Annotated in this window: 12 protein-coding genes and 1 pseudogene; 7 read left to right on the top strand and 6 right to left on the bottom strand. The window is 66.2% G+C overall.

The genetic code is table 11. From position 1 onward, the window contains the following. Positions 1-6 precede the first annotated feature (6 nt). The 4 genes from PSA7680_RS15210 to coxB are packed head-to-tail and all read right to left on the bottom strand — an operon-like array spanning position 7 to position 2,626. On the bottom strand, positions 7-582 hold the full coding sequence (locus PSA7680_RS15210) for a cytochrome c oxidase assembly protein (protein WP_085869579.1): 576 nt from the start codon (positions 580-582) through the stop codon (positions 7-9). Beyond that, positions 582-764 carry a cytochrome c oxidase system small membrane protein gene (locus tag PSA7680_RS15215; RefSeq protein WP_085869580.1) on the bottom strand — a complete coding sequence of 61 codons (183 nt, stop codon included), beginning with the start codon at positions 762-764 and terminating at the stop codon, positions 582-584. Before PSA7680_RS15215 ends, PSA7680_RS15210 begins: the two co-directional genes overlap by 1 nt. A gap of 1 nt (position 765) precedes the next feature. Then, a complete protein-coding gene (gene cyoE / locus PSA7680_RS15220) occupies positions 766-1,707 on the bottom strand; it encodes a heme o synthase (RefSeq protein WP_085869581.1) in 942 nt (313 codons plus the stop codon). Positions 1,708-1,762: 55 nt separating this feature from the next. Next, positions 1,763-2,626: a cytochrome c oxidase subunit II gene (gene coxB, locus PSA7680_RS15225; RefSeq protein WP_085869582.1), complete on the bottom strand. Its 864-nt coding sequence runs from the start codon at positions 2,624-2,626 to the stop codon at positions 1,763-1,765. A gap of 180 nt (positions 2,627-2,806) precedes the next feature. Between coxB and tldD the strand changes: the two genes are divergently transcribed. The 6 genes and pseudogenes from tldD (at position 2,807) to PSA7680_RS19170 (ending at position 10,118) form a co-directional block, all read left to right on the top strand. Then, positions 2,807-4,228: a metalloprotease TldD gene (tldD, locus tag PSA7680_RS15230; RefSeq protein WP_085869583.1), complete on the top strand. Its 1,422-nt coding sequence runs from the start codon at positions 2,807-2,809 to the stop codon at positions 4,226-4,228. 169 nt (positions 4,229-4,397) lie between these two features. Continuing rightward, positions 4,398-5,582, top strand: coding sequence for a DNA-processing protein DprA (gene dprA, locus PSA7680_RS15235; RefSeq protein WP_085869584.1), 1,185 nt, complete (start codon positions 4,398-4,400; stop codon positions 5,580-5,582). Between the two features lie 148 nt (positions 5,583-5,730). Beyond that, on the top strand, positions 5,731-8,292 hold the full coding sequence (topA, locus tag PSA7680_RS15240; RefSeq protein ID WP_085869585.1) for a type I DNA topoisomerase: 2,562 nt from the start codon (positions 5,731-5,733) through the stop codon (positions 8,290-8,292). Positions 8,293-8,512: 220 nt separating this feature from the next. Continuing rightward, complete coding sequence (locus tag PSA7680_RS15245; protein WP_085869586.1) at positions 8,513-9,208, top strand: CoA transferase subunit A; 696 nt, start codon at positions 8,513-8,515, stop codon at positions 9,206-9,208. 2 nt (positions 9,209-9,210) lie between these two features. Next, positions 9,211-9,834 (top strand): CoA transferase subunit B, encoded by a 624-nt coding sequence (locus PSA7680_RS15250; protein WP_085869587.1) that lies wholly within the window; start codon positions 9,211-9,213, stop codon positions 9,832-9,834. Next, positions 9,827-10,118 (top strand): annotated as a pseudogene (locus PSA7680_RS19170) (GNAT family N-acetyltransferase). The gene PSA7680_RS15250 and the pseudogene PSA7680_RS19170 overlap by 8 nt, the downstream one beginning before the upstream one ends. 18 nt (positions 10,119-10,136) lie before the next feature. On the opposite strand, the gene PSA7680_RS15260 reads toward PSA7680_RS19170, so the two are convergent. After that, positions 10,137-11,006, bottom strand: a complete 870-nt coding sequence (locus PSA7680_RS15260) for a lytic transglycosylase domain-containing protein (RefSeq protein ID WP_085869588.1) — start codon at positions 11,004-11,006, stop codon at positions 10,137-10,139. A 348-nt stretch (positions 11,007-11,354) separates the two neighbouring features. Here PSA7680_RS15260 and PSA7680_RS15265 point away from each other — a divergent pair, with 348 nt between their 5' ends. After that, on the top strand, positions 11,355-11,576 hold the full coding sequence (locus PSA7680_RS15265; RefSeq protein ID WP_085868479.1) for a Flp family type IVb pilin: 222 nt from the start codon (positions 11,355-11,357) through the stop codon (positions 11,574-11,576). On the opposite strand, the gene PSA7680_RS15270 is transcribed toward PSA7680_RS15265, so the two are convergent. After that, on the bottom strand, positions 11,573-11,764 hold a 192-nt coding region (locus PSA7680_RS15270; RefSeq protein ID WP_217808310.1), incomplete at its 5' end, for a transposase. The genes PSA7680_RS15265 and PSA7680_RS15270 overlap by 4 nt on opposite strands.

Below are 11,764 nucleotides of genomic sequence, written 5' to 3' on the forward strand. Positions count from 1 at the left end.
TTCGCGCTAACTGTCATCGCCCGTCCGCGGCGCGTCAACGGCGGCGGTTTCCTCGGGCAAATCGGTTTCGTAGAAAGTATACCCCAGCGTGATGTGCCCGGTATACTTCGCTTCCCTGTCGTTGACGATCTCCGGATCCACGAAGAACGTCACTGGCATCATGACCGTCTCGCCCGGCTGCAGAACCTGCATCTCGAAGCAGAAACAATCGATCTTGGTGAAATAGTTGCCCGCCGAATAGGGGGCGACGTTGTAGCTGGCCGTGCCGGCGATCGGCCGGTCGGTCGGGTTGTGGGCCTCGTAGAAGGCGAGCCCGGTTTCCCCGATCTTGATCTCCATCTCGCGCACGGCCGGCTTGAACGTCCAGGGCATGCCGCGCTCCAGCGAGGCGTCGAAGCGGATCTTGATCGTCTTGTCGAGGATCACGTCTGAGCCGGCTTCGGCCGTGTTGGTGACGCCGCCGAAACCCGTCACGCGGCAGAACCAGTCATAGAACGGCACTGCTGCCCATGCGAGCGAGCCGAAAAGCAGCACCACGCCGACCGTCGCCGCAAGAGATTTCTGTTTGCCCGTCATCGCCATCAGTTGCCCTCCGTCATTTCGGGGCGGACGGCATGGTCGAAGCCTTGCATCGGATCACCGCGCGTCACCTTCACGACCGTCAGGCCGAAGACGATGGCCACGAAGCCGATCAGGCACAGGCCGACGCCAAGGTTGCGCCCGAAGCGGCGCTGGTGGATCTCGTGCTCCTTCTGGATCGCCATGCTACACCCCCAGTCCAAGCACCCCGAGCGCGGCATCCGCCAGCAGCGCGAGGAAGTGGAGGAAAAGGTAGAGCAGCGACACTTTGAAGAAAGCGCGTTCGGCCTTGTATCCATCGGCTTCGGCGGTCATTTCGTCGCGGCGGTAGAGCCCGACGGCGCCCCAGATGAACCAGGCGTTCATGGCCACCGACGTGGCGATGTAGACGGGGCCGCCGATGGAGGTGAAAGAGATGCCCAGCGTCACCACGGCCAGCAGCAGCGTGTAGACGAGGATGTGGGTGCGGGTCGCCTTGCGCCCGTGGGTCACGGTCAGCATCGGCACGCCGGCCTTGGTGTAATCGTCGTTCATGAAGAGCGCGAGCGCCCAGAAGTGCGGCGGGGTCCACATGAAGGTGATCGCGAACATCAGCACGCTTTCGATGCTGATCCCACCGGTGGCCACGGCCCAGCCGATCATCGGGGGGAAGGCCCCGGCGGCGCCGCCGATGACAATGTTCTGCGGCGTCCAGCGCTTGAGCCACATCGTGTAGATCACGACGTAGAAGAAGATGGTGAAGGCCAGAAGCCCGGCGGCCACCCAGTTGGCGGCGAGCCCGAGCATCACCACCGACATGGCCGACAGCGCGATCCCCACGGCGAAGGCCTCTCCGCGGGTCACCTTGCCGGCCGGCACGGGGCGGCCCTTGGTGCGCTTCATCACGATGTCGATGTCGCTGTCATACCACATGTTCAGCGCACCGGAGGCCCCGCCCCCGATGGCGATGAACAGAATCGCGCAGAAACCGACGAAAGGATGCACCGGGACCGGTGCAACCAGAAGGCCGACCAGGGCGGTGAACACCACGAGCGACATCACGCGCGGCTTGAGCAGCGCGAAATAGTCGCCAAAACCGGCCTCTTGCGGGCCGGCCTTGGATTGGATGTCGTAGCTGGTATCCGTCATGGTCTGGCTCTCTCGTGGTGGAGGCACCCGTTCACGGGCGCCTCACGCCGTGTCGTCAGTCGGCGGAAGCGACTTTCAGTTCCAGCGGCTTGCCGGCGTATTCGGCGATGGCGCCTTGCAGCCACTGTTGGTAGGCTTCTTCGCTCACCACTTTCACGGTGATCGGCATGTAGGCGTGATCCTTGCCGCAGAGCTCGGAGCACTGACCGAAGTAGACGCCTTCCTTGTCGGCTTCGAACCACAGTTCGGCGATCCGGCCCGGAACGGCATCCTGCTTCACGCCGAAGGCGGGGATCGTCCAGGAGTGGATCACGTCGGAGCCCGTCACCTGCATCACGACGACCTTGTTCACCGGAACGACGACGGCGGTGTCGGTGGCAAGCAGGTATTCATCCTCGGCGTAGCCGTAGTCGGCGAGCGCTTCCTTGCCCAGCATGAAGCTGTCGAAGCCGAACTCGTGGTCGGTGTATTCGTAGGTCCAGTACCACTGGTTCCCGGTCACCTTGATGTTGATCTCGCCTTCCGGGATCTCCTGCTGCTTGAACAGCACCGGCAGCGAGACGGAGCCGATGGCGACCAGGATCACGATCGGCACCAGCGTCCATGCCACTTCCAGGGGCGTGTTGTGGGAGAAGGTCGCCGGCTCTGCGTTGCGCTTGCGGTTGAAGCGAATGATCACGAAGGCCAGAAGCGCCGTGACGAAGAGAGTGATCACGGTGATGATCACGAGGATGAAGCCGTCCAGCCAGTGGATGTCACGGGCCAGTTCGGTGGCGGCGGGCTGGAAGCCCGTGCCCTTCGGCATCGGCTTGCCGATGACTTCGAGATCGCCCAGCGCGTCCTGCGCGGAAGCCCCCGTTGCCAGAATCGTTGCCAGAACTGCTGCCCAGAGGCCCGAAAGATGGTTCAGAAGTCGCATGTCCGTTTCCTGTTCGCAGATCGGCAGCTCCCTACCGCCGACGCATCCGGCCCTCGCCTGCCGGAATCCCATTGTGTTCGCAGCGCTTGAAACCATATTAATGCGGAGCGAACAAGCACCTCTTGCGCGGCAAACAGCCGCTTCCCCCGGAGGCCCCTTGTAAATCAGGAGTTTTTGCCCATGTCCGAGGCCCCTTTCCGCCCTTTCGAAACCAAGCTGGACGAGGCGGCGGCGCTGCGGGTGCTGCGGGCCGCGACGCAGGGCGCGGACGATGGCGAGCTGTTCCTTGAGCGGCGGCGCTCCGAAGTGCTGGTGTTCGACGACGGCCGCGTGAAGACCGCCAGCTACGATGCCTCCGAGGGCTTCGGCCTGCGCGCGGTGCGCGGCGAAACCGCCGGCTACGCCCATTCCACCGAGATCAGCGAGCAGGCGCTCAAACGCGCCGCCGAGACCGCGCGGCTCGCCGTGGGCGACGGCGGCGGCACCTGGGCGGATGCGCCCAAGGCCAGCAACCGGCGGCTCTACTCCGATGAGAACCCGATCGCGCAGGCCAGCTTCCCGGCCAAGATCGAAACCCTGCGCGAGATCGACGCCTTCACCCGCGGGCTGGACAAGCGCGTGGTGCAGGTCTCCGCCACCATCGCCGCCTCCATGCAGGAGGTCGAGATCCTGCGCCCCGACGGCGTCCGGGTGCGGGATGCGCGGCCGATGAGCCGGGTCAACGTCTCGGTGATCGTGGAAGAAAACGGCCGCCGCGAATCCGGCAGCCACGGCGGCGGCGGGCGCGCCGGGCTCACCGAACTGGTGCAGCCGGCCCATTGGCAGGGTGCGGCCCGCGAGGCTCTGCGCATCGCGCTGGTGAACCTGCGCGCCGAGCCCGCCCCCGCCGGCGAGATGGACGTGGCCCTCGGGCCGGGCTGGCCCGGCGTGCTCCTGCACGAGGCCGTGGGCCACGGGCTGGAGGGCGATTTCAACCGCAAGGGCACCTCCGCCTTCTCGGGGCGCATCGGCGAGAGGGTGGCCGCGAAGGGCGTCACCGTTCTGGATGACGGCACCATCCCCGACCGCCGCGGCTCCATCAGCTTCGACGACGAAGGCACGCCCTCGGGCAAGACCGTGCTGATCGAGGACGGCATCCTCGTGGGCTACATGCAGGATCGCCAGAACGCGCGTCTCATGGGCGTGGCCCCCACTGGCAACGGCCGGCGCGAAAGCTACGCCCATGCGCCGATGCCCCGGATGACGAACACCTACATGCTGGGCGGCGAAGCCGATCCGGAGGCGATCGTGGCCGAGGTGAAGGACGGCATCTACGCCGTGGGCTTCGGCGGCGGCCAGGTGGACATCACCAACGGCAAGTTCGTCTTTTCCTGCACCGAGGCCTACCGCGTGAAGAACGGCGTGATCGGCGCGCCGGTGAAAGGCGCGACGCTGATCGGCGACGGCCCGACCGCGATGACGAAGATCCGCGCCATCGGCAACGACATGGCGCTCGATCCCGGCATCGGCAACTGCGGCAAGGCGGGCCAATGGGTGCCGGTGGGCGTCGGCCAGCCGACGCTGCTGCTGGGCGGGCTCACCGTGGGCGGCTCGGCCGCATAGCTCGCCGCCGGCCGGCCCCGCTTCAGCGCGCCTTCCCCGGCGCGTGATGCCCTTGAGCGAAAAGCCCAGACGCGGGCCCGTTCCGTGGCGCGCGAAGGAAAACGGCGCGTATTCATACCCTATTAACCAACAACGGCCATCATCCTTCCTGCAAGCCAAGGGAGCCACGATGCAGGAAGATGCCGCCCTTCCCCGCCCCCCACTCACCTCACCCACGGGGGAAGGTGGCCGTGTATCGTGGCTCCGCCTGATCCGCTCGCAACGTGTCGGGGTCTCGACGTTCCACCGGCTGATGGCCGAGCATGGCAGCGCGCAAGCCGCGCTCGCGGCCTTGCCCGAAGTGGCCCGCGCCGCCGGGCTTGAGCACTATACCCCCTTCAGCCTCGAAGCCGCGGAACGGGAATGCGCCGCGGCGAAGGCGGCGGGTGCCCGCATGATCCTGCTGACGGATCCGGAATACCCCCCCTTGCTGAAGGAAACCGAAGATGCGCCGCCTCTGCTCTGGATCCGGGGCGATGCGGCGCTGCTGGCCCGCCCGGCGGTGGCGCTGGTGGGCGCGCGCAATGCCTCGTCGCTCGGCCTGCGCATGGCCCGGCGGCTGGCGGCGGGCCTTGCCGAAGCGGGATATCTGGTCGTTTCGGGGCTGGCGCGCGGGATCGATGCCGCCGCCCATGACGCGGCGCTGGAGGGCGGCACCCTCGCCGTCTTCGCCGGCGGGGTGGACGTGATCTACCCGAAAGAAAATGCCGCCCTTGCCGCGGCCGTCGCCGACAAGGGCTGCATCCTCTCCGAAATGCCGATGGGGCTCTACCCGCAGGCGCGGAACTTCCCGCGCCGCAACCGGATCGTCTCGGGCCTCGGCCGGGCCACGGTGGTGGTGGAGGCCGCCGCCCGCTCGGGCAGCCTGATCACCGCCCGCTTCGCCGCGGACCAGTCGCGCGAGGTGATGGCCGTGCCGGGCCACCCTTTCGATGCCCGTGCCTCGGGCTGCAACCTGCTGCTGCGCGACGGCGCCACGCTGGTGCGCGGGGTGGACGACATTCTCGAAGTGATCGGCCCGGCCCGGGAACCCGCCCAACCACACAGCAGTGCACACACGGCGGCCCATTCCGTGCCGGAGGCCGCGCCGCCGCTGCCCGGATTGCCGGATGAGGAACGCCCCGGCGGCGGCCTGCCCGCGCAGGCGGAACTGCACCGCGCCATTCTTGCCCGGCTCGGCCCCTCCCCCATCGCCGAGGATCAGCTTGTGCGCGATCTGCGCCTGCCCGCCGGGGCCGTGGCTCCGGGGCTCGTCGCCCTCGAACTGGACGGGCGAATCCGCCGCGCTCCGGGCGGGCTCGTGGCCCTGGCCTGACGGCCGCGCGCGCCCGGCCGGCCCTCGCGCCCGCCCCGTCGATCGGCAGGCGGCGGCCCGCTTTGTGTGATCGGCGCCATTGACAATCCTCAATTCGCCGCCACATCTTGCGCCGCCATACGCCCGTGGAAGAGTCGAGAGGAAATTCATGCCCGTCGTCGTTGTCGAATCCCCGGCGAAAGCCAAGACAATCAACAAGTATCTGGGGAAAGACTACACCGTCCTCGCCTCCTACGGCCATGTCCGGGACCTGCCCCCGAAAGACGGATCCGTGGATCCCGAGCACGATTTCGCTATGAAATGGGAAGTCGGCGCGGACTCCCGCAAACACGTGAAGGCCATCGCCGACGCGCTGAAGGATGACGACACGCTCATCCTCGCGACCGACCCCGACCGCGAGGGCGAAGCCATCTCCTGGCACCTGCAGGAAGCGCTCACCAAGCGCCGGGCGATCAAGAAATCCACCGAGGTGAGCCGCGTCGTCTTCAACGCGATCACGAAATCGGCGGTGACCGAGGCCATGGCCCACCCCCGCGAAGTGGACATGGAACTCGTCGAAGCCTATCTCGCCCGCCGCGCGCTGGATTACCTCGTGGGCTTCAACCTCTCGCCGGTGCTCTGGCGCAAGCTGCCCGGCGCCCGCTCCGCCGGCCGCGTGCAATCGGTCTGCCTGCGCCTGATCGTGGAGCGGGAGATGGAGATCGAGGCCTTCAAGCCCCGCGAATACTGGAGCGTGAAGGCCCTGCTGAAAACGCCCCGCGGGCAGGAGTTCGAGGCCCGCCTCACGGTCCTTGGCGGCAAGAAGCTCGACAAATACGATCTCGACAACCAATCCGCGGCGGAACTGGCGGTGCACGCCATCGAGAGCCGCGACCTCACCGTCCAGCGGGTCGAGGCCAAGCCGGCCAGCCGCAACCCCTCGCCGCCCTTCATGACCTCGACCCTTCAGCAGGAGGCCAGCCGCAAGTTCGGCTTCGGCGCCCGCCAGACGATGAACGCCGCCCAGCGGCTCTACGAGGCCGGCTATATCACCTACATGCGGACCGACGGCATCGACATGGCGCCGGAGGCCGTGACGGCAGCGCGGGATGCCATCCGCGACCGCTTCGGCCCCGAATACGTGCCCGCCGAGCCGCGGATCTACAAGAACAAGGCCAAGAACGCGCAGGAAGCCCACGAATGCATCCGCCCGACGGACATGACGGTGGATGCCTCCCAGCTCGCCAAGCTCGAACCGGACCAGCGCCGGCTCTACGATCTGATCTGGAAGCGCACGCTGGCCAGCCAGATGGCCGGCGCCCGGCTGGAGCGCACCACGGTGGACGTGGGCAGCGCCGATCAGCAGGTGCAGCTGCGCGCCACCGGGCAGGTCGTGCTGTTCGACGGCTTCCTCGCCGTCTACGAGGAAGGGCGCGACGATGCCGCGGCCGATGACGACGACAAGCGCCTGCCGCAGATGTCGGAAGGCGAGCCGGCGCAGAAACGGAAGGTCACCCCCGATCAGCACTTCACCCAGCCGCCGCCCCGCTACACCGAGGCCACGCTGGTCAAACGGATGGAAGAGCTCGGCATCGGCCGCCCTTCCACCTATGCCTCCATCGTGACCACGATCCAGGACCGCGAATACGTCCGCAAGGAGCAGAACCGCCTGATCCCGGAGGACAAGGGCCGGATCGTCACGATCTTCCTGCTGAACTTCTTCCGCAAATACGTGGGCTACGAGTTCACCGCCGAGCTTGAAGCCATGCTGGACGACGTTTCGGCCGGGGCCCGCGACTACAAGGAGGTGCTCGCCAACTTCTGGCGCGATTTCTCCGCGGCCATCGCCGAAACCAGCGAGCTGCGCATCTCCGAGGTGCTGGACGTGCTCGACGACGCGCTTGCGCCGCAGCTCTACCCGCCCCGCGAGGATGGCTCCGATCCGCGGATCTGCCCCAAGTGCGGCACCGGCAAGCTGCACCTCAAGAGCTCGCGCACCGGCGGCTTCGTGGGCTGCGGCAACTACCCCGAATGCACCTACACCCGCCCGATCGCCGGCGAAGGCGCCGATGGCGACGAGCGCCTGCTCGGCGAAGATGACGGCGATGAGATCTGGCTGAAGGCCGGCCGCTTCGGCCCCTACGTGCAACGCGGCGAAGCCACGCCCGAGAACAAGAAACCGCCCCGGGCCTCGCTGCCGCGCGGCTGGTCCAAGGACGACATGGATCTGGAAAAGGCGCTGCGGCTTCTTTCGCTGCCGCGCGAGATCGGGGAGCACCCCGAGGGCGGCAGGATCACGGCGAATTTCGGCCGTTTCGGCCCCTACCTGATGCACCAGCTGCCCGACGAGGCCAAACCCGTCTACGCCAACCTGAAGGATCCGGCGGACGTCTTCGAGATCGGCATGAACCGGGCCGTGGAGCTGATCGCGGAGAAACGCGCCAACCCCGGCCGGGGCCGCAGCGCCGCGGCCAAGCCGATCCGCGAATTGGGCGAACACCCCGACGAGGGCGGGCCCGTCAACATCATGGACGGCCGCTACGGCCCCTACGTGAAATGGGGCAAGGTCAACGCGACCCTGCCCAAGGACACCGACCCGGCCAGCGTGACGATGGAGCAGGCGGTGGCGCTGATCGCGGAGAAATCCGCCAAGAAGGGCGGCCGGAAAAAGACCCCGGCAAAGAAAACCGCGGCAAAGAAAACCACCGCGAAGAAGACGGCCAAGGACTGAAACGGCGGCGCTTCGGCGCCGCTTTTTCTTTGCGCGCCGACCGAAGCGGCAGGCGCGTCCGCCCCCTGTTTGCCCGCGCCGGCGCGGGCTCTGCCCCTTTCGCACAGCCTCTCCTTGCCCCGCGCCCCCCTTTTCACGCTGCGTTGCGGCATTTCATTGACACCGCCGCGACGCCGCGTCACAACATCCGGCAGGAGAGAGCAATTGCGGGAAATCTGACATGAAGAAGGTTTACGGCTCTGCTGCGGAAGCGCTGGACGGGCTTTTGCAGGATGGCATGTTCATCGCTGCCGGCGGCTTCGGCCTCTGCGGCATTCCGGAACTTCTGTTGCAGGCCATCAAGGATGCCGGGACGAAGGATCTGACCTTCGCCTCCAACAACGCGGGCGTGGACGACTTCGGCATCGGCATCCTGCTGCAGACGCGGCAGGTGAAGAAGATGATCAGCTCCTACGTGGGCGAGAACGCCGAGTTCATGCGCCAGTATCTTTCGGGCGAGCTTGAGCTTGAGTTCAACCCGCAGGGCACGCTGGCCGAACGGATGCGCGCCGGCGGCGCCGGCATCCCCGGTTTCTACACCAAGACGGGCGTGGGCACCGTGATCGCCGAGGGCAAGGAGCACAAGGAGTTCCGCGGTGAGACCTACATTCTCGAAGAAGGCATCTTCGCCGACCTCTCGATCGTGAAGGCCTGGAAGGCCGATGAGACAGGCAACCTCGTGTTCCGCAAGACGGCCCGCAACTTCAACGTGCCCGCCGCCACCTGCGGCAAGGTCTGCGTGGCCGAGGTGGAAGAAATCGTGCCGACCGGTTCGCTGGATCCGGACGCGATCCATCTGCCGGGGATCTACGTGCACCGCATCGTCCAGGGCAAACACGAGAAACGCATTGAACAACGCACGGTTCGGGAGGCTTGACCATGTGGGATCGCAATCAGATGGCCGCCCGTGCGGCGCAGGAACTTCAGGACGGCTGGTACGTGAACCTCGGGATCGGCATCCCGACGCTGGTGTCCAACTACATCCCCGAAGGCATCGAGGTGACCCTGCAATCGGAGAACGGGATGCTGGGCATGGGCCCCTTCCCCACCGAGGATGAGGTGGACCCGGACCTGATCAACGCCGGCAAGCAGACGATCACGGAACTGCCGCAGACGGCCTATTTCGACAGCGCCACCTCCTTCGCCATGATCCGCGGCGGCAAGATCGCCATGGCGATCCTGGGCGCGATGGAAGTGGCCGAAAACGGCGATCTCGCCAACTGGATGATCCCCGGCAAGCTCGTGAAGGGCATGGGCGGCGCGATGGATCTGGTGGCCGGGGTCGGAAGGGTCGTCGTGGTGATGGATCACACCAACAAGAAGGGCGAAAGCAAGCTTCTGAAGGAATGCACCCTGCCGCTCACCGGCAAGGGCGTGGTGGATCGCATAATCACCAACCTCGGCGTCTTCGACGTGGTCGAAGGCGGGCTGAAGCTGGTGGAACTGGCTGATGGCGTGACGGAAGAAGAAGTCCGCGCCGCGACCGAAGCCACGCTTGTCTGAAGCCACCATCAGGAAAGAGGTCAGCGGCAGCAAGGGCCGCTACCTCCTCGTGCGCGACGGGCAGGAGGCCGAACTGACCTTCTCCGTCGCCTCCCCCCTCCCTCGTCATCGCCGATCACACCGGCGTGCCCGATGGCCTGCGCGGCACCGGCGCCGGGCGGGCGCTGTTTCTCGCTCTGGTGCAGGATGCCAGGGAGCAGGGGTTCAAAATCGTGCCGCTCTGCCCCTTCGTGAACGCCGAACGGCGCAAGCACCCGGAACATGCGGATCTCTTCGCCGGCTGAGCCGGCCCCGCGTCGCGCTCAGCGCGATGCCGTGCGGATGCCGAACACGCAGCCGTCCGTGGCCAGCTCCGGCGGCGTCCGGCACAGGCCGCGCGCGACGGTCCATGCGGAAATCACCTTGGGCACGTAGGCGCGGGTTTCCGCGAAGGGAGGCACGCCGCCGTTCCTCTTCACCGCGTTTTCACCGGCGTTGTATCCGGCCAGCGCAAGGATCGGATCATTGTCGAATTCCTTCATGAGCCAGTCGAGGTAGGCCACGCCGCCGGCGATGTTCTGCGCCGGGTCGTTCACGTCCTCCACGCCGAAGCGCTCCGCCGTCGCCGGCATCAGCTGCATGAGCCCCTGCGCACCGGCGGAGGAAACGGCCTGCGTGCGGCCGGAGGATTCCACCCCGATCACCGCCAGCACCAGCGCCGGGGAGACCCGCGTGCCGATCGTGGCCTTCAGAATGTCCGTCCCGTGGCGGGTCGCGATGTCCTGCAAGGTCTGCATCCGGGGCACGCCGATCCCCTGCCCCTCGGGCGAGCGCCGCAACTGCGACACCGCGAGCGCGAGCCGCCCCGGCCCGCTGTCGGACAACAGAGGGGAAACGCCCTGCCAGAACCAGTTGGTGAGATCGGCCTGCGGTGCAGGCGCCGCCGCGGCCGCCGCAACGGACACGGCCGCCCCCTCCTCGGCCCCGGCCTTTTCCCTGTCGCGTTTCACCGGGGGCGGCGGCCATTGCACCGAGTCATCGATCTGCACGGTGATGCGTTTGCCTGCGCCGGCCTCGGGCACCTTTATGCGCTTGAAGGTAAAATCCTGCTGCTGCCACGGCGATTCCGCCACGGCATGCCCCGCGCCCGCCAGGGCCACGACCAGCGTCAAGAATGAGAAGCGCCGCTTCATGCGGTGTCCTGCTCTGCCTCTGTTTTCATTTTTATTGTTTCCGAGCATCGCAAATTTTCGCCTCCAGAGCCAGAAAATTGCGGTTTCGGCGCAAATCGCGCCGGAAGGGCAGCGGCATATCGGCAGAGAATCCAGATTTAAATTATTTATTTACAATGCCTTGGCTGCCAGATTGGCCAAAAATCACCATTGCTCAAAATTGCACGATGGGCGCCCAACTCTTGCCCCAATCCACTGGCCATATGGCGTCATACCGAGCCGGACAGAAGGGCAGACGCCTTACGGACCGTCCGACAAGGTCAGTGAAACGAGCGAACCTGAACTTCAGATCCTTTGGAGGGACCTACAATGATCAAGCTTTTCAACAAATTTGCCAAAGACGAATCCGGCGCCGTGACCGTTGACTGGGTTGTGCTGACCGCCGCCTTGGTTGGCCTGGCCATCGCCGTTCTGTCCACCGTCGCCACCGGCGTCGACAACGTGAACGACGACCTGACCGCGTCCTTCACCTCCGGCCAGACCTTCTCCACGCAAGGCGACGGCGTGACCGGCGCAACGATCGGCGACTAGGTCGTGGACTCATAATGTCTGATCCAGAGCCTTGAGCAAGCGAGGTGAAGTGCGGCGAGGAAGTTTGCTGCGGTTTTGAAGTATCGCGTTGCGATGCCGCGGAAGTGTTTGAGACGATTGAAGAACCGTTCGACCTTGTTGCGTTCGCGGTAGAGGTCTCGGTCGACGGTCCTGACCACGCGGACGTT

This window comes from Pseudoruegeria aquimaris, assembly GCF_900172235.1.
In the GTDB taxonomy this organism is placed as follows: Bacteria; Pseudomonadota; Alphaproteobacteria; order Rhodobacterales; family Rhodobacteraceae; genus Pseudoruegeria; species Pseudoruegeria aquimaris.